This is a genomic window from Pseudomonas sp. CBS (genome assembly GCF_024734645.1).
GTDB lineage: Bacteria > Pseudomonadota > Gammaproteobacteria > Pseudomonadales > Pseudomonadaceae > Aquipseudomonas.
The window spans coordinates 4,435,236-4,454,154 of sequence record NZ_CP102929.1 but is presented as its reverse complement, the minus strand read 5'-3'; the positions used below and the strand labels follow the sequence as shown (position 1 = coordinate 4,454,154).

Annotated in this window: 17 protein-coding genes; 8 read left to right on the top strand and 9 right to left on the bottom strand. The window is 60.9% G+C overall.

The features are described 5' to 3' along the window. Positions 1–4 precede the first annotated feature (4 nt). On the top strand, positions 5–1,792 hold the full coding sequence (locus NVB75_RS20495; protein WP_258343027.1) for a KinB sensor domain-containing domain: 1,788 nt from the start codon (positions 5–7) through the stop codon (positions 1,790–1,792). Positions 1,793–1,808: 16 nt separating this feature from the next. Here NVB75_RS20495 and NVB75_RS20490 read toward each other — a convergent pair whose 3' ends face one another. The 6 genes from NVB75_RS20490 to NVB75_RS20465 all read right to left on the bottom strand — a co-directional run bounded on the left by NVB75_RS20490 (position 1,809) and on the right by NVB75_RS20465 (position 7,421). Further along, complete coding sequence (locus NVB75_RS20490; RefSeq protein WP_258343026.1) at positions 1,809–2,585, bottom strand: N-acetylmuramoyl-L-alanine amidase; 777 nt, start codon at positions 2,583–2,585, stop codon at positions 1,809–1,811. 98 nt (positions 2,586–2,683) lie between these two features. Further along, positions 2,684–4,783, bottom strand: a complete 2,100-nt coding sequence (locus tag NVB75_RS20485) for a diguanylate cyclase (protein ID WP_258343025.1) — start codon at positions 4,781–4,783, stop codon at positions 2,684–2,686. Continuing rightward, entirely contained in the window at positions 4,780–5,658 is an 879-nt protein-coding gene (locus tag NVB75_RS20480) for an endonuclease/exonuclease/phosphatase family protein (protein WP_003214803.1), read from the bottom strand. The genes NVB75_RS20485 and NVB75_RS20480 overlap by 4 nt, the downstream gene beginning before the upstream one ends. A gap of 10 nt (positions 5,659–5,668) precedes the next feature. After that, positions 5,669–6,304: a thiol:disulfide interchange protein DsbA gene (dsbA, locus tag NVB75_RS20475; protein ID WP_258343024.1), complete on the bottom strand. Its 636-nt coding sequence runs from the start codon at positions 6,302–6,304 to the stop codon at positions 5,669–5,671. A 169-nt stretch (positions 6,305–6,473) separates the two neighbouring features. Next, the gene (locus NVB75_RS20470; RefSeq protein WP_258343023.1) at positions 6,474–7,085 is read right to left on the bottom strand and encodes a cytochrome c; all 612 of its coding nucleotides are present in this window, start codon (positions 7,083–7,085) and stop codon (positions 6,474–6,476) included. 33 nt (positions 7,086–7,118) lie between these two features. Beyond that, on the bottom strand, positions 7,119–7,421 hold the full coding sequence (locus tag NVB75_RS20465) for a cytochrome c5 family protein (RefSeq protein WP_258343022.1): 303 nt from the start codon (positions 7,419–7,421) through the stop codon (positions 7,119–7,121). Between the two features lie 192 nt (positions 7,422–7,613). Between NVB75_RS20465 and yihA the strand changes: the two genes are divergently transcribed. Next, positions 7,614–8,255, top strand: coding sequence for a ribosome biogenesis GTP-binding protein YihA/YsxC (gene yihA, locus NVB75_RS20460; RefSeq protein ID WP_003214811.1), 642 nt, complete (start codon positions 7,614–7,616; stop codon positions 8,253–8,255). Positions 8,256–8,521: 266 nt separating this feature from the next. Here the strand turns inward: yihA and polA are convergent, their stop codons facing one another. Continuing rightward, positions 8,522–11,314, bottom strand: coding sequence for a DNA polymerase I (gene polA, locus NVB75_RS20455; protein ID WP_258343021.1), 2,793 nt, complete (start codon positions 11,312–11,314; stop codon positions 8,522–8,524). Between the two features lie 74 nt (positions 11,315–11,388). Between polA and NVB75_RS20450 the strand changes: the two genes are divergently transcribed. Together NVB75_RS20450 and NVB75_RS20445 are read left to right on the top strand one after the other, a co-directional pair. Next, complete coding sequence (locus tag NVB75_RS20450; protein ID WP_258343019.1) at positions 11,389–11,679, top strand: DUF2782 domain-containing protein; 291 nt, start codon at positions 11,389–11,391, stop codon at positions 11,677–11,679. Positions 11,680–11,735: 56 nt separating this feature from the next. Next, on the top strand, positions 11,736–12,689 hold the full coding sequence (locus NVB75_RS20445; RefSeq protein ID WP_258343017.1) for a homoserine kinase: 954 nt from the start codon (positions 11,736–11,738) through the stop codon (positions 12,687–12,689). 128 nt (positions 12,690–12,817) lie between these two features. Here NVB75_RS20445 and NVB75_RS20440 read toward each other — a convergent pair whose 3' ends face one another. After that, positions 12,818–13,747 (bottom strand): zinc ABC transporter substrate-binding protein, encoded by a 930-nt coding sequence (locus tag NVB75_RS20440; RefSeq protein ID WP_258343015.1) that lies wholly within the window; start codon positions 13,745–13,747, stop codon positions 12,818–12,820. Between the two features lie 58 nt (positions 13,748–13,805). Between NVB75_RS20440 and zur the strand changes: the two genes are divergently transcribed. The 4 genes from zur to NVB75_RS20420 are packed head-to-tail and all read left to right on the top strand — an operon-like array spanning position 13,806 to position 16,611. Next, positions 13,806–14,288 carry a zinc uptake transcriptional repressor Zur gene (gene zur, locus NVB75_RS20435; RefSeq protein ID WP_026078035.1) on the top strand — a complete coding sequence of 161 codons (483 nt, stop codon included), beginning with the start codon at positions 13,806–13,808 and terminating at the stop codon, positions 14,286–14,288. Continuing rightward, positions 14,288–15,073, top strand: a complete 786-nt coding sequence (gene znuC / locus NVB75_RS20430; RefSeq protein ID WP_003214821.1) for a zinc ABC transporter ATP-binding protein ZnuC — start codon at positions 14,288–14,290, stop codon at positions 15,071–15,073. Before zur ends, znuC begins: the two co-directional genes overlap by 1 nt. Then, positions 15,066–15,854: a zinc ABC transporter permease subunit ZnuB gene (gene znuB / locus NVB75_RS20425; RefSeq protein ID WP_010168631.1), complete on the top strand. Its 789-nt coding sequence runs from the start codon at positions 15,066–15,068 to the stop codon at positions 15,852–15,854. Before znuC ends, znuB begins: the two co-directional genes overlap by 8 nt. 37 nt (positions 15,855–15,891) lie before the next feature. Further along, complete coding sequence (locus NVB75_RS20420) at positions 15,892–16,611, top strand: PA5502 family lipoprotein (RefSeq protein WP_258343013.1); 720 nt, start codon at positions 15,892–15,894, stop codon at positions 16,609–16,611. A gap of 112 nt (positions 16,612–16,723) precedes the next feature. Here NVB75_RS20420 and katE read toward each other — a convergent pair whose 3' ends face one another. Next, entirely contained in the window at positions 16,724–18,865 is a 2,142-nt protein-coding gene (gene katE, locus NVB75_RS20415; protein WP_258343012.1) for a catalase HPII, read from the bottom strand. Positions 18,866–18,919 lie beyond the last annotated feature (54 nt).

Sequence of the window (18,919 nt, the reverse complement as noted above, 5' to 3'; positions counted from 1 at the left end):
CCCTATGAAGCTTGCGATGAAGCTGCGCACTCGGCTGTTCCTGAGCATCTCCGCGCTGATCACCGTTGCCCTGCTGGGATTGCTGCTGGGCCTGGTGAGTGTCATGCAAATGGCCAAGACCCAGGAATCGCTGATTCGCAGCAACTTCATCACCCTGGACCTGGGCCTCAAGCTGCGGCAGACCCTCGGCGACCAGCTCATGATCATGCTCAACGAGCAACCAAATACCGCTGCGCTGGAAGATTCCAAGCAACGTTATTTCGCGCTGCTGCAGCAAGGCATCGAACACGAAAAAAAGGATGCGGCAACCAGCGGTTTCACCCAGGCCAAGACCGATTACCTGAGCTTTCTCGAGGCATTCGATCAAAAGGAGAATGCTCCGGCGCAGTTGCGTAACAACGACGAGTTGACCAAGCGTTTCAACATCTTGCGCAACGGCCTCATCGCCGAGCACAAGAAGGCCCTGGATAACATCAACGACACCGAACACAAGTCCCGTGAGCGCGCGCTGTTGATCGCCGGCTTGCTGGGTCTGGTCGGGCTGGCGGTGCTGATCATTGGCTTCGTCACCGCCCACGGGATCGCCCGGCGCTTTGGCGGGCCGATCGAAGCGCTGGCCAAGGCCGCCGACAAGATCGGCCAGGGCAACTTCGAAGTCACGCTGCCCATTTCGTCAGCCGCCGAGATGAACTTGCTGACCCGACGCTTCGGCATCATGGCCGAGGCGTTGCGCCAGCATCAGGCAACCAATGTCGACGAGCTGCTCGCCGGGCAGCAACGCCTGCAAGCGGTGCTCGACAGCATCGACGACGGCCTGCTGATGATCGACCGCCAAGGTCGCCTGGAACACCTTAACCCGGTGGCGCAGCGCCAACTGGGCTGGGACGAAAACCGCCTGGGCCAAGGCCTTGGCGAAGCACTGGTGCGCCCCGAACTGGATGAACAGCTGCATCTGGTTCTGCGCGGCGGCAACCTCGAACGCGCACCCGAAGACCTGGAAGTGGAGGTTGAGGGTGAGCTGCGCCTGCTGACGTACAGCCTGACGCCGGTGAGCCATACACAGGGGCACATTCTGGGCGCGGTGATGGTGCTGCATGACGTTACCGAACAACGCGCCTTTGAACGGGTGCGCAGTGAGTTCGTGTTGCGCGCGTCTCATGAATTACGCACGCCAGTCACGGGCATGCACATGGCATTCGGATTGTTCCGGGAACGGGCGAAGTTTCCTGCGGAATCCCGCGAAGCGGACCTGCTGGATACGGTCAATGAGGAAATGCAGCGCCTGATGCAGTTGATCAACGACTTGCTCAACTTCTCGCGCTATCAGAATGGCTTGCAGAAACTTACCCTCGGCCCGTGCGATATCAGCGACCTGCTGGAACATGCCCGCGCGCGTTTTGCGGAGCAGGCGAATGCGCAGAACATCGAGCTGCTGGTTGAGGAGCAATCCCCGCTGCCAAGGTTGCATGCTGATCGAGCGCAGCTTGAGCGGGTGCTCGACAACCTTTTAGGCAATGCCCTGCGGCACACGGCCGACGGTGGGCAGATCCGTTTGCAGGCGCGTCGTCATGGCGAACGGGTGATTGTCAGCGTCGAGGACAACGGTGAAGGCATTGCCTACGGCCAGCAGGGACGAATCTTCGAACCGTTTGTGCAGGTAGGCCGCAAGAAAGGCGGCGCCGGGCTGGGCCTGGCGCTGTGCAAGGAGATCGTGCAATTGCACGGTGGCCGGATGGGGGTTTATTCACGGCCAGGGCAGGGGACGCAGTTCTATATGGCGCTGCCCCTGTAGGATCACGCACCAACCGTTATTGGTGATTCAACGCCCGCAGGATCGCGGCACTCTCGGCATCCGGCGTCCCGTCAAACAGCGACGCCCGGAAATGCATCTGGAACGCGGCCACCACATGCCGCGTTGCCACATCCAGCTCGCCCGTCTGCGGCGTCGGATAGCCCAGCTTCGCCAACTCTTCCTGGAACCAGGTAATGCTCGGCAACTCGGCTGCGTACTGCACCTGGTAACGGGCAACCGCCTTGGCGTCCGGCCATATGCCCAGGCCTTCATCCGCCAGGCGTTTCCAGGGGAACAGCGGCCCCGGGTCCAGCTTGCGCAGCGGGGCGATGTCGCTATGACCGATGATGTTTCGCGGGTCGATGCCGTTGCGCTTGCTGATGTCCTTGAGCAACACCACCAGCGACTGCACCTGCGCTTCGGAGTACGGGTACCAGACGCGGCCCGTCGGCAGGTCTCGATAGCCCGGGTTCACAATCTCGATCCCGATGGAACTGGAGTTGAGCCAGGTGCGGCCCATCCATTCACTTTCTCCGGCATGCCAGGCGCGTTGGCTTTCATCCACGAGTTTGTAGATGGTGGCCGAGGCGTCATCACCGATCAGGTAATGACTGCTGACCTGGCCATGGGTCAGCAGCGCCAGGGAGCGCTCAAGGGACGCCGAGGTGTAGTGCACGATGACGAACTGCACACGATTGTCGTGGTTCACCGACGGATGGCTGGTGTCCAGACGAGGGCCACTCGCGCAGCCGGCGAGCAGGAGAAACAGAAAAGCGGAGCACAGAAATTTCATGGCAGCAGACAATACGCTTAAGACGATAATGCAACAGTGTAACGTACCGTTTGCTGCCAGGCGGCCAAATGCGAAGTTTTAAACAAAATGGAACATTTTCAGGCCGCCTGCACCTGGTTGCGTCCGGCAGCCTTGGCACGGTAAAGCGCCTCGTCAGCGCGTTTTAGCGCCAGGTCACTGCGCTCTGCCGGCTGAAACTGCGCCATGCCCATGGAAACCGTGATGGTCACCGGCTCGCCCTTGAAGTGAAACGGGCAGGCTTCAATGGCTGCGCGCAGGGTCTCACCCACGGCCAAGGCATCGGAGAGTGATGAGTTGGGCATCAGCAACACAAACTCTTCACCGCCAAAGCGTGCGATGAAGTCGTTGGGCCGCAAGCGTTTTCGCAGCACCGTGGCGATGATCTTCAGCACCTTGTCGCCTGCCAGATGGCCATAGCCGTCATTGATGCGCTTGAAGTGATCCAGGTCCAGCATCGCCAATGACAGGCTGTTGCCGTGCTGGTGCCAGGCGTTGACCTCTTGCTCCAGGCGCTCGGTCCAGGCGGCACGGTTGGGCAAGCCGGTAAGCGGGTCGATCAAGGCTTTTTGGCGCTGAACCTCCAAATGCTCTCGGTAGCCCTGAGCCTCTTGCTCCATATTGGCGACTCGTTCGGCGAGGCTTTTGAGGCGTGCAGCCACTTCCTGCTCGCGCTGGTCACGCTGGTGCTGGTGTTGGTCCATGGTGCCCAGCAGCCCTTCGAGATGGCTCTCCAACACGTGCTTGAGGCTGTCCAGATCCGCGGCATCCTGGACGCTGGTTTGCAAACCATCCACCTGTTCGCGGATCTGCGTATCCAGTTCTCTGGCGGCCGAGCGACTGTCGGCGTGACCGTCGGTGGCGACCTGCAGATGTCCCTGAAATGCCTCGAGACGCTCGTTGAGTTGCTTGAGGTAGGCTTCAAACTCGTGCTGGCCGCTGTCGGTGATCGCCAGCATCAACACCGCCAGGTCATCGAGGATCGGCAGCAGTTCATACCAGTTCAATCCGTGAGCCAGGCGCTCACGCATGGCTTCGGCCTGGGGCCTATGACGCTCGGGCAGCGACAGGTCCTCCAGCAAGCCGAGCAGGGTGTCTTCAATGTGTTTGGCCACCGAACTGTAAGACGGCTCGGGGGTGTCGGGCAGGGCGTAGGTCTGATCCGCTTGCAGCTCGTCGGGGTTCAGCTCTGGCGACTCTTCGGGCTCGTCGGACATGACCGGTGGCAAGGAGAGGCTGCCGATTTCCGTGCGCTCCGGCTCAAGGGCTTGAACCTCTGGTGCCTCGACCATGGCGGCAAGAGCACTCTCGAGCGCTGGCTCAACTTCCGGCTCAGCCGGTTGTTCGGGCTCAAACGAATCGATAATCGCAGCGGGCGCTTCGATGACGGGCGCTGTGGCCACGACGGCGGGTGCCACTGGCGCTGCGTCGCTGACAACCTCGACAGGCTTTATTTGCGGTACGGGCTCAGGGGGCGACTCGACGGGGGCCGTGACCTTCGGCTGCGGTGCAAAAGCCTGCAGCGCCTGGGTCAGCTCCGCCGATTGCGCCGGCGCTTCAACTCCATCCACCGGCTTTAGCGCAGCTGGCGCCTGAACAGCCGGACGGGATGGCGCGGGTAGCTCGACCTCCGGGGCTTCGGCCGCGGCATCTTTGGCGCCAAACAGGCGCTGCAACAGCCCCGGGCTCGAACGGTTGGTTTCGCCCTCCGGCTCCAGGTTACTCAAGGCCTGCCCCTGGAGGCCACTCAGTTCACTCAGCAACAGCGGGATCTCCCGCGCCTGGCCGACCCGACCATCCAGCTGTTTGGCGAACGCCTTCAGCGGGCGACTCACCTCACGCGGCAAGGGCAATTTCTGCAACTGGGTGACCAAGGCCGTCAACGCGCTGCCGATCTGGTCAACCCGGGTTTCGCGGCGCTGCTCCGAATCCAGCACAGCCTTTTCCAGGCGCGGCAACAATGCGGCGAGGGCGGCGTCCATGTCGTCGGTGCGCACTACATCGCGCATTTCTTTCATGCATTGGTCAACCGCACGGTCGGTCCCTTCTGCCGCCAGGGTGCTGCGTACCAGCCCCCGGCGCAGCAGGTCGAGGCGGGCGGCCCAGCGGCGCTCGAGCTTTTCTTGTTGCTCGACACTTTTAAGGTATTTTTCTTTCCAACGCTGGGCGTCGTCGCTCATGCAAGGGGTCCGCGAGGGCCGGGGCTCAACGCGGGCAATGCATCAGCCGTGAGCGAACCCGGCAGACGAATCTCTACCGCGACGGGCAGGTGATCTGAGATGGGCTGCGCCAGTACCTGCACACTTTCGAGTGTCAGGGTCGGGCTGAGCAGGATGTGATCAAGACAACGTTGCGGTCGCCAGCTGGGAAAGGTGGCTTCGACTTGCGGCGCCAGCAACCCAAGGTCGCGCAACGGGGAATTCTGCAGCAGGTCGCTGGCGTGGGTGTTCATGTCTCCCATCAGCACCTGGTGTTTGTAGTTGCCAATCAACTCGCGGATGTAGGCCAACTGCAGGGTGCGGGTTCGTGCCCCCAACGCGAGGTGCATCATCACCACGACCAACGCTTCCGGCCCTTCGCCGAACCGTACGAGAATCGCCCCGCGGCCTTTTGGACCGGGTAACGGGTGGTCCTCGATCGCCCACGGTTTCAGGCGGCTGAGCACACCATTGCTGTGCTGGCCGAGTTTGCCGAGGTTGCGATTGAGTTGTTGATACCAGTAGGGAAAGGCACCGAGCTGGGCAAGGTGCTCGACCTGGTTGATGTAGCCCGAGCGCAGGCTGCCACCGTCGGCCTCCTGCAGGGCTACCAGGTCGAAGTCGCCCAGCAGGTCGCCGATCTTCTGCAGATTACCGGCACGCCCATTGTGGGGCAGCAGGTGCTGCCAGCCACGGGTCAGGTAGTGCCGGTATTTCTCGGTGCTGATGCCCACCTGGATATTGAAACTGAGCAGGCGCAGCCGACTGTCTGCCGGCAGGCCCGTGGATTCAAGGTGGTGCTCGTTGACCTTTGGGTCATGCAGGCCAACGACACGTTCAGTACCCCAGCGACGCATGACAGGCCCCTTACTTGGCTGCGCGCTCTTTGGCGATCAACTGGTCAGCCACGTTCAGCGCTTCCTTTTCGCCACCGGCACTGCCGATGTCAAAACGGTATTTGCCGTCGACGATCAGGGTTGGTACGCCTTGCACGCCGTATTTCTGGGCGAGTTCCTTGGCCTGTTTGATCTGGCCCTGGATAGCGAAGGAGTTGAAGGTGGCCAGGAACTTGTCTTTATCGACACCCTGGGTGGCAACGAAGTCAGCCATTTCATCAGGCTTGGTCAGGCGCTTGCCTTGTTTCTGGATCGCGTCGAATACCGCGTTGTGGACCTTGTGCTCCACGCCCATGGCTTCCAGGGTCAGGAACAGCTGACCGTGGGCATCCCATGGGCCGCCGAACATGGCAGGAATACGTTTGAAGTTCACGTCCTGAGGCAGCTTCTCGACCCACGGATTGATGACTGGCTCAAAGGCGTAGCAATGCGGGCAGCCATACCAGAACAGCTCCACCACTTCGATCTTGCCCGGTACGGAAACCGGCACAGGATTGGTCAATTCGACATAGGTTTTACCGGCTTCAAGCGGCACGTCGGCTGCTTGTGCGGTCATGCCGAAAAGGCTGGCAGTGACGAGAGCGGCGCTGAGGATCAGATTACGCATGCTTTACTCCTGGACAAATAAAGTCGCCTCACGCGACCTTTGTTGTGACAGGTCTACGCGGGCATGAGTTCGTTAGTGTAACGGCACCGACCACAAAAAAGGGCGGCCTGGGCCACCCTTTTTATGCTTGCATCGACGGATTAATCGAGCGTTAACGTAGCCGGGGCACTTAGTGCAGGCCCTGGATATAACTGGAAACGGCCGCGATGTCTTCGTCACTCAGCTTGCGGGCGATGGTACGCATGGTCATCGCATCACCATCGTTGACCCGGCCAGCGTCTTCCTTGCGGAAATCGGTCAGTTGCTTGGCGATGTACTGGGCGTGCTGCCCACTCAGGTGCGGGAAGCCGGCGGCGGCATTGCCTGCGCCATTGGGCGAGTGGCAGCCGGTGCAGGCAGGAAGGCCTTTCTCCAGGTCACCACCACGGAACAGTTTCTCTCCGCGCGCCACGATTTTCGGATCAGCAGCTCCCACACTGCCTTTCTGGCTGGCAAAATACGCCGCGATATCCGCCAGGTCCTGATCGCTGAGGTTGGTCAGCAAGCCGGTCATTTCCAGGACCGTACGCTTGCCGTCCTTGATGTCGTGCATCTGCTTGGTCAGGTAACGCTCACCCTGGCCGGCCAGTTTTGGAAAGTTTGGCGCCGGGCTATTACCGTCCGGTCCATGGCAAGCACCACATACGGCGGCTTTCGCCTGGCCGGCAGCGGCGTCGCCTGCGGCATGGGCAACACCGGTGATGCCCAAGGTCAACAGCAGACTCACGATCAATTTGTTCATCAGCTAATCCAACTACGGCTAAGGGTTAAAGAGTTATGGACCGGGTTCACTCACCATCAACTGAATGACGGCATGGTAATCCTCGGTACTGCAGTCCATGCACAAACCACGCGGCGGCATCGCCTTGAAACCCTGGGTCACGTGTTGCACCAGCGTGTCCATACCTTGAGCCAGTCTTGGCTTCCAGGCTGCCTGGTCACCCCGTTTCGGGGCGTTAGGCAACTGTCCGGCATGGCAGGCCCCGCAAAAGCGGTTGTACACAGCCTCCGGTTCCTGTGTAGCCTGAGCACTGTAAAGTGGCATCAAGACACCGACGGCTAGCAGCCACCTGGTCATACATCGACCTTTTCAGGGTTTGAGAGCGTTTTGCGTTCTAATGCGCAATAAAGGTCTATCGCTCCCGTGCACTTCATCCTTCGCTGGGACAAAGCACACACAAAATCTGCGGCATTATATACTGGCGCTACTGAAACGGAAACGACACCGCTTGCCGCACCTATTCCCGGCACCGCCCACATCGGAAAACTCATGCAACTCAAGAATCCCATCCTCGGCCTGTGCCAACAGTCCACCTTCATGCTCAGCGCCGCCAAAGTCGACCAATGCCCCGATGACGAAGGCTTCGAAGTCGCATTCGCCGGCCGTTCCAACGCCGGCAAATCCAGCGCGCTGAACACCCTGACCCACGCCAGCCTGGCCCGCACCTCGAAAACCCCGGGGCGCACACAGCTCCTCAACTTCTTCAAGCTAGACGATGATCGGCGTCTGGTCGACCTGCCGGGCTACGGTTATGCAAAAGTACCTATCCCGCTGAAGCTGCACTGGCAGCGTCACCTCGAAGCGTATCTGGGTGGCCGGGAGAGTTTGAAGGGTTTGATTCTGATGATGGACATCCGTCATCCAATGACCGACTTCGACCTGTTGATGCTCGATTGGGCCGTTGCCAGCGGCATGCCGATGCATGTCCTGCTGACCAAGGCCGACAAATTGACCTACGGCGCAGCGAAAAACACCCTGCTCAAAGTGCAGGCAGAAATCCGTAAAGGTTGGGGCGATGCGGTGACTATCCAGCTGTTCTCGGCGCCAAAACGCATGGGCCTGGAAGATGCCTACACTGTGCTGGCAGGCTGGATGGAACTGGCTGACAAGGGTTCGGAAGCCGCCGAGTAAAAACTCGGGGCAAAAAAAACCCCGGACTTCGTATGGGGAGGGGAAGTTCGGGGTCCAAGTTCCGGACCGCTAGGGCGGGGTCCAGATATCTGCCAACACTTAACACAACATAGGAGCATTGAAGGGCTTCACCACCCATTCAGTAACTCTGAGTAGCAATTCACGGGTTAAGTTCCGGCACGCTCAAAAAACTATTGGAAATAACTCGCCGCGTTTTCCGATCTAAAGCGCTGCCGCGGCATGATGCCGCGGCCCAAGCCCCTGGCTTAGTGCGCCTCGTCCCAGTTGTCGCCCACGCCGACGTCTACCACCAGCGGCACATCCAGCTTCGCCGCCTCGCTCATGTGCTCACGAATCTTCGCGCTGACTTCAGCCACCAGATCCTCACGCACTTCCAGCACCAATTCATCGTGCACCTGAAGGATGACCTTGGCATCCAGGCCCGAGGCCGTCAGCCAGTTGTCGACCTTGACCATGGCCTTCTTGATGATATCGGCCGCCGTGCCCTGCATCGGCGCGTTGATCGCCGTACGCTCGGCGCCAGCACGCTCCTGGGGCTTGTTGGAGTTGATCTCCGGCAAGTACAGGCGACGCCCGAACAGGGTTTCCACATAGCCCTGATCAGCCGCCTGGGCACGGGTGCGGTCCATGTACTCGCGAACCCCCGGATAGCGGGCGAAATACACATCGATATAAGCCTTGGCGGTCTTGGTGTCGACGCCGATGTCCTTGCCTAGCTTCTGGGCGCCCATGCCGTAGATCAGGCCAAAGTTGATCGCCTTGGCACTGCGACGCTGATTGGACGTGACCTCAGCCAACTCAACCTTGAACACCTCGGCCGCCGTGGCGGTGTGCACGTCCAGGTCGTCGCGGAACGCATTCAGCAACCCTTCGTCCTTGGACAAGTGCGCCATGATGCGCAGCTCGATCTGCGAATAGTCCGCCGCCAGCAGCTTGTAGCCCTTGGGCGCGACAAACGCCTGGCGGATGCGCCGGCCTTCGGCGGTACGCACCGGAATGTTCTGCAGGTTTGGATCGCTGGAAGACAGGCGCCCGGTAGCTGCTACAGCCTGGTGATAGGACGTGTGAACCCGCCCTGTACGCGGGTTGATCTGCTCGGGCAGGCGGTCGGTGTAAGTGCTTTTCAGTTTGCTCATGCTGCGGTACTGCATCAGCACTTTTGGCAGCGGATAGTCGTCTTCAGCCAATTTGGCCAAGACTTCCTCGGCCGTAGACGCCTGACCTTTGCCGGTCTTCTTCAGCACTGGCAGCCCGAGCTTCTCGTAGAGAATCGCGCCCAACTGCTTGGGCGAGCCCAAATTGAATTCCTCGCCTGCGATCTCGTAAGCCTGGCGCTCCAGGTCGACCATCTTGTTGCCCAGCTCGATGCTCTGGATACCCAGCAAGGCAGCATCCACCAGGGCGCCCTGGCGCTCAATGCGCGCCAAGACCGGTACCAGCGGCATCTCGATGTCGGACACGACGCTGGCCAAGGTAGGAATGGCCGACAGTTGCTTATGCAGTTCCTGGTGCAGGCGCAGGGTTACATCAGCGTCTTCCGCCGCGTAAGGCCCGGCTTGCTCCAGGGCAATCTGGTCAAAGGTCAGCTGCTTGGCGCCTTTGCCGGCGATGTCCTGGAAGCTGACGGTGTCGTAGTCCAGGTACTTCTTCGCCAGGCTGTCCATGTCGTGGCGGGTCGCGACGGAGTTCAGCACGTAGGATTCAAGCATGGTGTCGAAGGCAATGCCGCGCACGGTGATGCCGTGTGCCGGGTCGCCACCGATGGCGCAGTTGGCCAGGATGTTCATGTCGAACTTGGCGTGCTGGCCGACCTTGAGTTTTTCAGGGTCTTCGAGCAACGGCTTCAGGGCCAGCAGCACGGTGTCCCGATCCAGCTGTTCCGGCGCGCCGATGTAGGAATGGGTCAGCGGAATGTAGGCCGCTTCATGGGCCTGTACGGCAAACGACACACCCACGAGTTGCGCTTTCTGGGCGTCGATCCCGGTGGTTTCAGTATCAAAGGCGAACAGCTTGGCGTCGTTAAGCTTCTTTAGCCAGACATCAAACTGAGCCTGGGTGAGGATGGTTTCGTACACCGGCTCTACAGAAACCGTAGCGATTGTTTCAATCGCTTCCTCCGCGACTGCAGCCGATGGCGCGGCGCTCAGCTCAACACGCTTGGCATCGCGCTGAATCTCGTCAATCCAGCTCTTGAACTCCAGCAGCGTGTACAACTCCAGCAGCTTCTCGCGGTCGGGCTCGATCAGGTGCAAGTCGTCCAGGCCCACATCCAGCGGCACGTCGATCTTGATCGTCGCCAACTCGTAGGACAGGAACGCACTCGCCTTATGCTCTTCGAGTTTGGCAACCAACGTCTTGGCACCACGAATCGGCAAGGTCGGCACGATATCGAGCTGCTCGTAGAGCTCTTTCAAACCGCCGTTCACGCCTACCAGCAAGCCTGACGCTGTCTTTGGACCAATGCCGGGAACGCCCGGGATGTTGTCGGACGAGTCGCCCATCAACGCCAGATAATCGATGATCTGCTCGGGAGCGACACCGAATTTCTCCTTCACGCCCTCAACATCCATGGCGCTACCGGTCATGGTGTTGACCAAGGTAATGTGCCCGTCCACCAGTTGCGCCATGTCCTTGTCACCGGTGGAAATCACCACCGGCCGGTCGGCGGCCGCGCTGCTGCGGGCCAGGGTGCCGATCACGTCGTCCGCTTCAACGCCTTCGACGCACAGCAGCGGGAAGCCCAGGGCGATCACGCTCTGGTGCAGCGGCTCGATCTGCACGCGCATGTCATCGGGCATGCTCGCGCGGTTGGCCTTGTATTCGGCGTACAGCTCATCGCGAAATGTCCCGCCCTTGGCGTCGAACACTACCGCGAACGGGCTGTTCGGGTATTGCCTGCGCAGGCTTTTGAGCATGTTCAACACGCCCTTGACCGCGCCGGTAGGCAGGCCTTTGGAAGTGGTGAGCGGCGGCAGCGCGTGAAAGGCGCGGTACAGGTAAGAAGAACCGTCCACCAGGACGAGGGGGGCTTGGCTCATGAGCAGGATCAACCTTTTCGGCGGGTCAGGCGCTAGAATAGCCGGACCAATGACGACAAAGGGACAAGGTTATCATGCGTACAGTAAATCGCTTGTTGTTGACCGGCTTGATTGCATTCCTTCCGCTGGCCGCCATGGCCGCCGACGAAGCGTCTTCGGCAGATCCGGAAGTCACCATTCGCACGGAAGGCGACAAGACCATCCAGGAATACCGCCAGAATGGCTTCCTGTACGCAATCAAGGTGACCCAGAAAGGCTTTCCGCCTTACTTCCTGGTGCGCGCGGACGGAACCGATGCGAACTTCATCCGCTCTGACCAGCCGGATATGCTGATCCCGTCATGGAAGATCTTCGAATGGAAATGATTTCTTAACTTTAATCGGCGCTGCTCCCCGCAGCGCCCGTAACGGCAGTTTTAACCATGTCTGTGTTCACCCCCCTGGCTCGGCCCGAGCTGGAAACCTTTCTTGCCCCTTACGGGCTCGGCCGCCTGCTTGATTTCCAGGGGATTGCCGCTGGTAGTGAAAACACCAATTTCTTCATCAGCCTGGAACAGGGCGAATTTGTCCTGACCCTGGTCGAGCGCGGCCCCGTGCAGGAAATGCCGTTCTTCATCGAACTGCTGGACGTGCTCCACGACGCTGATTTGCCAGTGCCTTACGCCCTGCGTACCACCGACGGCGTGGCCTTGCGCGAGTTGGCGGGCAAACCGGCGCTACTGCAACCGCGCCTCGCGGGCAAGCACATCAAGGACGCCAACGCCCAGCATTGCGTGCAAGTGGGCGAATTGCTCGGTCACCTGCACCTGGCCACCCAAGGCGAGAAGGTGTTGGAACGCAAGACCGATCGCGGGCTGGACTGGATGCTCAGCGAAGGCGCGCAACTGATTTCGCACCTCGACACAGAACAACAGCGCCTGCTGCAAGCCGCGCTGGACGAGATCGAGGCGCATAAGGCGCAGATCCTCGCGCTGCCCCGGGCGAATATCCACGCCGACCTGTTTCGCGACAATGCGATGTTCGAAGGCACGCACCTGACCGGGCTGATCGACTTCTACAACGCCTGCTCCGGGCCAATGCTGTACGACGTGGCGATCGCCCTGAATGACTGGTGCTCGGACGCCGACGGCGTGATCGACGGCCAACGGGCGCGGGCATTGTTGGGGGCTTATGCGGGCTTGCGACCGTTTACCGCCAAGGAAGCGGAGCTGTGGCCGACGATGTTGCGCGTGGCCTGTGTGCGGTTCTGGCTGTCACGCCTGATTGCGGCGGAATCGTTCGCCGGGCAGGACGTGCTGATTCACGACCCGCGAGAGTTTCAAGTGCGCCTGGCGCAACGCCAGCAGGTCAAGACCCCGCTGCCGTTCGCGCTGTAAAGATCGTACGCGGTCAAAAATGTGGGAGCGGGCTTGCTCGCGAATGCGGAGTTTCAGTCACCAGATGCGCTGACTGATCCACCGCATTCGCGAGCAAGCCCGCTCCCACAGTGGTTATGCGGCGTCTGTCAGAGCGACTCCAGGCACCCAGCCAGGTCATTCCCCAGCTTCTCCAGCACCTGCTCATAACCCTGAGCCGTCGCCGGTGTGTAGCCGCCCAACGCATCCAGTTCCGCCAGCTTCACCGGCAAACCCGCCACCAGCGTTTCCGCCAGGCGAGGGCGCAGCGGCGGTTCGCTGAACACACAAGTCTTGCCCACTTCCTGCAACCGCGTGCGCATCGCCGCCACGTGCTGGGCGCCCGGCTGCACTTCTGCGGCAACGCTGAACACACCAGTGTGCTTGAGGCCGTAGGCATCTTCGAAGTAATCGAACGCCTCATGGAATACGAAGTAAGGCTTGCCGGCGACATCCGCCATACGCGCTTTCAAGCGCGCATCCAAGGCGTCCATACGGCCATCAAAGGCCTTCACGTTGCTCTGATAACGCTCTGCGTTAGCCGGGTCAGCAGCGCTGAGGTCCGCTGCCATGCGGTTGGCGATCACTCGGGCGTTGACCGTCGACAGCCACAAATGTGCATCCAGGCTGCCCGGACGATGGTCGTGATCATGCTCGTCGGCATCTTCAGCATGGGAGTGGCTATCTTCGGTGAACCGGCGCAGTTTCATCCCCGGAAGGTCCTGTACGGCAACCGTCGGCAAGCTGCGGCCTTTCAGGACACGCGGCAGAAAGCTCTCCATGTCCGGGCCGATCCAGTAAAGCAGGTCCACCGACTGCACGCGCCGTACGTCGGATGGACGCAGCGCATAGTTATGCGGCGATGCGCCCGGCGGCAGCAAGACCTCGGGAACCGCCACGCCGTCCTGCACGGCAGCGGCAATCAGCTGTAAGGGTTTGATGCTGGTCAGCACCCGAACCTCCGCCTGAGCGGCACCGGCAATCAACAAACTGGTGACAAATACGACAAAAACGGGAAAAAGTCTGGACACGATGACCACTCAAGGAGGCAGGAACAGGTAACATAATAACGTCTCTCACAAATATCTGTCGCCGCTCATGCCTAAAACACCGCTTGCCAGCCGTCCCCATGACCACTCTCACTGCGTGCACACCGCGCTGTCAGAGGCCGACGCACTGTGCGCGCGCCAAGGGCTGCGCCTGACCGCCCTGCGTCGCCGGGTGCTGGAGCTGGTGTGGCAAAGCCATAAGCCGCTGGGTGCCTACGACATCCTCGGCGTGCTCAGCGAGCAGGACGGCCGCCGCGCCGCCCCGCCCACCGTGTACCGCGCGCTGGACTTCCTGCTGGACAACGGCCTGGTGCACCGCATCTCGTCGCTCAACGCCTTTGTCGGCTGCAACCACCCGGAACACGCGCACCAGGGCCAGTTCCTGATTTGCCGCGAGTGCCACGCCGCCATCGAACTTGAGCAAAAAAGCATCAGCGACAGCATCATCAAGAGCGCCGGCGACGTCGGCTTCAAGGTCGAAGGGCAAACCGTCGAAGTGGTCGGTGTGTGCTCGGGCTGCCAGGGGGCTTGATGAGCACTGCGTTAATCCGCCTGGAACAGGTCGGGGTCACGTTCGCCGGGCAAAACGTGCTGGATAACATCGCGCTGAGCGTCGAGCCAGGGCAGATCGTCACGCTGATCGGCCCTAACGGCGCCGGCAAGACCACGCTGGTGCGCGCCGTACTCGGCCTGCTCAAGCCCGACAGCGGCAGTGTGTGGCGTAAGCCGAAGCTGCGAGTTGGCTACATGCCGCAGAAGCTGCATGTGGACCCGACCTTGCCCCTGTCAGTGCTGCGCTTCCTGCGCCTGGTGCCCGGTGTTGACCGTGCCCGCGCGCAGTCCGCGCTCAAGGAAGTCGGCGCCGAACAGGTGATCGACAGCCCGGTGCAAAGCATCTCCGGCGGCGAAATGCAGCGCGTGCTACTGGCCCGTGCCCTGTTGCGCGAGCCGGAATTGCTGGTACTCGATGAACCCGTGCAAGGTGTCGACGTGGCCGGCCAGGCCGAGTTGTACAGCCTGATCACCCGCCTGCGGGACCGCCACGGCTGCGGCGTTCTGATGGTCTCCCACGACCTGCACCTGGTGATGAGCACCACCGACCAGGTGGTGTGCCTTAATCGCCACGTGTGCTGCTCCGGCCACCCGGAACAGGTCAGCGGCGATCCGGCTTTCGTCGAGCTGTTCGGCAAGAACGCCCAAAGCCTCGCGATCTACCACCACCATCACGACCACGCCCATGACCTGCATGGCGCTGTAGTCGATGACTCCACCGCATCCCATACCCACGTTCATGGAGATAGCTGCAAGCATGGCTGATTTTCTGCTCTACGCCCTGCTGGCAGGCTTGGCTCTGGCGCTGGTGGCGGGCCCACTGGGCTCGTTCGTGGTCTGGCGGCGCATGGCCTATTTTGGCGACACCTTGTCCCACGCTGCGCTGCTGGGCGTGGCCATGGGCTTTCTGCTGGATGTGAGCCCAACCATTGCCGTCACCGTCGGCTGCCTGCTGCTGGCTGTGCTGCTGGTGACCCTGCAACAGCGCCAGCCGCTGGCTTCCGATACGTTATTGGGCATCCTGGCGCCGAGCACGCTGTCCTTGGGCCTGGTAGTCCTGAGCTTCATGCATGAAGTGCGCATCGACCTGATGGCCTATCTGTTCGGCGACCTGCTGGCAATCAGCCCCACCGACCTGGCCTGGATTCTCGGCGGCAGCGCGGCAGTGCTCGTGTTGCTGGTGACGCTGTGGCGCCCGCTGCTGGCGATCACCGTCCACGAAGAACTGGCCACTGTCGAAGGCTTGCCCGTGGCGGCGCTGCGCATGACCCTGATGTTGCTGATCGCCGTGGTGATTGCTGTCGCGATGAAGATTGTCGGCGTATTGTTGATCACATCACTGCTGATCATCCCGGCGGCAGCGGCCCAGCGCCACGCCCGCTCACCGGAGCAAATGGCGGTCGGCGCCAGCCTGTTGGGGATGCTTGCGGTGTGCGGTGGCCTGGCGCTGTCATGGTTCAAGGACACCCCGGCCGGCCCGTCGATTGTGGTCACGGCAGCCGCCCTGTTTCTGCTGAGTTTTGTCCTGCCCCGTCGTGGGGTGTAGACTTGCTCGCTTTTTGCGCAATTAGAGAGTCGCAGGAATGAAGCTGTTCAACGCCCGTTATCTGCTCCTTGCCGCATTTTCCTTGCTGCTGGGCGCCTGCCAAAGCACCCCGCCCGCCGCCCCCCAAGCGCCGGACGCACGTGCTGCGGCCATCGCACAGCTGGAGCAAAACCTCGCCAGCAGTGAACTGGCCACCGCCGAAGACGAGCTGGCCGCCTTGCAGGCCCAGTCGCCCAACGACCCGGCGCTGGAGCCTTATCAGCGCCAACTGGCCGAAGCCTATTTGCAGCGCAGCCAGATCGTTCTGCAAAAAGGTGACGTCAATGCAGCCGCCACGGCCTTGAGCCGCGCCCGGGCGTTGATGCCCAAAGCGCCAGCGCTGACCGGCGGCGTCAACAGCGCGATTACCCACGCCCGCAAGGTCGAACTGGATAAAGCCGAGGCTGCCTTGAAAGCCGCTGAAGCCAAGCCGCCTGCCAAGGTCATCGACCCGGCAGCGCCAAGCACCACGGTTGCGCTGAACCTCACCGATATTGAAGCGCTGCGCCATCAACTGGATGAAATCGCCACCGATGTGGTGAATTACCAGTGCGATGTGAGCATCCAGGCACCGCGCACCGAAGATTACCCATGGCTGGCCACGTTGCTGACCAAACGGGTGAAGCGCATCGACTCGGGGTATGACCTGAAGATTCACCGGCAGATCCTGAAGAAGGTTCCGGCGCAGGTTGTGCTGATTCCGCGTAAGACTGAATAACGCCATTCGCGAGCAAGCCCGCTCCCACATTTAACCGAGTTCCAACTTTGGAATGCGGTCAAATGTGGGAGCGGGCTTGCTCGCGAAAGCGGTCTAACAATCAACCAATGACTTAAGCCGGAACAGCTTTAGCCTTCGGCTCCCGATCCCAGACCCGATGCTGGGCAATCGCCGCAAAGAACGCCTTAAACGCCTTCGCATCGCCGCCCACAATCAAGCCCGCATCCGCCTCAAACTTCAGCACATCCAGCAACTGCTTCGCCTCACCGGCCAAGGCAATCGCTTTCAAGTGCTTGTACGCCTCCAACAGGTAATGCAACGCAACGCCGTCACCACTCAGTGCCTGAACCGACTTCGCACCACCTGGCACAAATACCGCGTCGAACGCCACCGACGGCAAACCTTCCATGGACGCATCCACCGGCAGGCTCTTGCCATCCGCCGTCGTCACCGGTGCCGATGTCGGCCCGAGCAGCTTCGCGTGCGCACCCTCGGCTTCCAGCGCCGCCTTCAAGGCAGCAATCGCCGCGCCATCAACGCCGTTCGCGGCCAGAATCGCCACCTTGCGAGTCTTGATATCACCCGACAGCAAGTTGGCCTGGCTCAACGCTGGCGAACGTTCCGGAGACGTCTTGCGCTCCGGCACGGTGCCTTTCTTCGGCGCCGGCAAGCCCAGGTTCTGCGCCACGCGCTTGGCCAGCTCCAGGTCGATGTTGGCGAGGATCTCGTTCACCTGCCGGGCCCGGATGAATTCACGCTCCACCTTGCCCAGCTCGAAGCTATAAGCCGCGATGATGTGCTCTTGCTCGTGCTTGCTCATGCTGCGGAAAAACAAGCGCGCCTGGGAGAAGTGATCGCCGAACGACTCGCTGCGCTCACGGATCTTATGGGCGTCAATGCGCTCCGGATAGGTCTCAAAGCCACCGTCCTGCGCCGCAGGCGGAGTTTCTTTCGGCCAGCCACCATCAATCGAGTTCGGCTCGTAGGACGCGCGCCCCTTGTCGATGGTGGTGCGGTGCATGGCATCGCGCTGGCCGTTATGGAACGGCGCCACCGGACGGTTGATCGGCAACTCGTGAAAGTTCGGGCCGCCGAGTCGGCTGATCTGTGTGTCGGTGTAGGAAAACAACCGACCCTGCAGCAGCGGGTCATTGGAGAAGTCGATACCCGGCACGATATGCCCCGGGCAGAACGCCACTTGCTCGGTCTCGGCGAAGTAGTTGTCCGGGTTGCGATTGAGCACCATCTTGCCCAGCGGCGTGATCGGCACCAGCTCTTCGGGGATCAGCTTGGTCGGGTCGAGAATGTCGAAGTCGAACTTATGCTCGTCTTCTTCGGCGATGATCTGCACGCCCAATTCCCATTCCGGGTAATCGCCACTTTCGATGGATTCCCACAGGTCACGACGATGGAAGTCGGTGTCTTTGCCCGCCAGCTTCTGCGCCTCGTCCCACACCAGGGAACAGGTACCGACAGTAGGCCGCCAGTGGAATTTGACGAAGTTGGATTTGCCCTCGGCATTCACCAGGCGGAAGGTGTGTACACCAAACCCCTGCATGGTCCGCAAGCTTTTTGGAATGGCCCGGTCAGACATGGCCCAGATCACCATGTGCGCCGACTCCGGCTGCAGCGAAACAAAATCCCAGAACGTATCGTGGGCCGAGCCGCCCGTAGGAATCTCGTTGTGGGGCTCAGGTTTTACCGCATGCACGAAGTCAGGAAACTTGATCGCGTCCTGAATGAAAAACACCGGCATGTTGTTACCCACCAAGTCGAAGTTGCCCTCGTCGGTGAAGAACTTCACGGCAAAGCCACGCACGTCACGCACGGTATCACCCGAGCCGCGAGGGCCCTGCACCGTAGAGAAACGCGCAAATACGGGGGTTTTGTGTTCGGGGTTACGCAGGAACCCGGCCTTGGTCAGCGCCGAGTGGTTTTCATAGGTCTGGAAATAACCATGGGCACCGGTACCCCGGGCGTGAACGATACGTTCCGGGATGCGCTCATGGTCAAAGTGCGTGATTTTTTCACGCATGATGAAGTCTTCCAGCAGCGAAGGGCCACGGGAGCCGACCTTCAAACTGTTCTGGTTGTCGGAAACCTTCACGCCCTGGTTGGTACGCAGCGCCTGGCCGGTAGCGTCAGAGCGAAATGTTTCCAGGCTTTGCAGCTTGGCGTTGGTGTTACCACGGTCCAGAGTGTCGGTACCCGCAAGTTCGCTCTTGGGCGGGGTGACTGGCTTTTTAGTGCTCATCAGACAAAAACTCCTCGTTTGCGTAGGCCAGAGCGATCCCCGGCTCTTCTTGAG

Coding starts and splice junctions, on each gene's coding strand:
- NVB75_RS20470 (WP_258343023.1), bottom strand. CDS start 7,085: ATGAACAAATTGATCGTGAGTCTGCTGTTGACCTTGGGCATCACCGGT.
- katE (WP_258343012.1), bottom strand. CDS start 18,865: ATGAGCACTAAAAAGCCAGTCACCCCGCCCAAGAGCGAACTTGCGGGT.
- NVB75_RS20420 (WP_258343013.1), top strand. CDS start 15,892: ATGAAGCTGTTCAACGCCCGTTATCTGCTCCTTGCCGCATTTTCCTTG.
- yihA (WP_003214811.1), top strand. CDS start 7,614: ATGCAACTCAAGAATCCCATCCTCGGCCTGTGCCAACAGTCCACCTTC.
- NVB75_RS20490 (WP_258343026.1), bottom strand. CDS start 2,585: ATGAAATTTCTGTGCTCCGCTTTTCTGTTTCTCCTGCTCGCCGGCTGC.
- zur (WP_026078035.1), top strand. CDS start 13,806: ATGCCTAAAACACCGCTTGCCAGCCGTCCCCATGACCACTCTCACTGC.
- NVB75_RS20480 (WP_003214803.1), bottom strand. CDS start 5,658: ATGCGTCGCTGGGGTACTGAACGTGTCGTTGGCCTGCATGACCCAAAG.
- NVB75_RS20485 (WP_258343025.1), bottom strand. CDS start 4,783: ATGAGCGACGACGCCCAGCGTTGGAAAGAAAAATACCTTAAAAGTGTC.
- znuC (WP_003214821.1), top strand. CDS start 14,288: ATGAGCACTGCGTTAATCCGCCTGGAACAGGTCGGGGTCACGTTCGCC.
- znuB (WP_010168631.1), top strand. CDS start 15,066: ATGGCTGATTTTCTGCTCTACGCCCTGCTGGCAGGCTTGGCTCTGGCG.
- dsbA (WP_258343024.1), bottom strand. CDS start 6,304: ATGCGTAATCTGATCCTCAGCGCCGCTCTCGTCACTGCCAGCCTTTTC.
- NVB75_RS20495 (WP_258343027.1), top strand. CDS start 5: ATGAAGCTTGCGATGAAGCTGCGCACTCGGCTGTTCCTGAGCATCTCC.
- NVB75_RS20445 (WP_258343017.1), top strand. CDS start 11,736: ATGTCTGTGTTCACCCCCCTGGCTCGGCCCGAGCTGGAAACCTTTCTT.
- NVB75_RS20450 (WP_258343019.1), top strand. CDS start 11,389: ATGCGTACAGTAAATCGCTTGTTGTTGACCGGCTTGATTGCATTCCTT.
- NVB75_RS20465 (WP_258343022.1), bottom strand. CDS start 7,421: ATGACCAGGTGGCTGCTAGCCGTCGGTGTCTTGATGCCACTTTACAGT.
- polA (WP_258343021.1), bottom strand. CDS start 11,314: ATGAGCCAAGCCCCCCTCGTCCTGGTGGACGGTTCTTCTTACCTGTAC.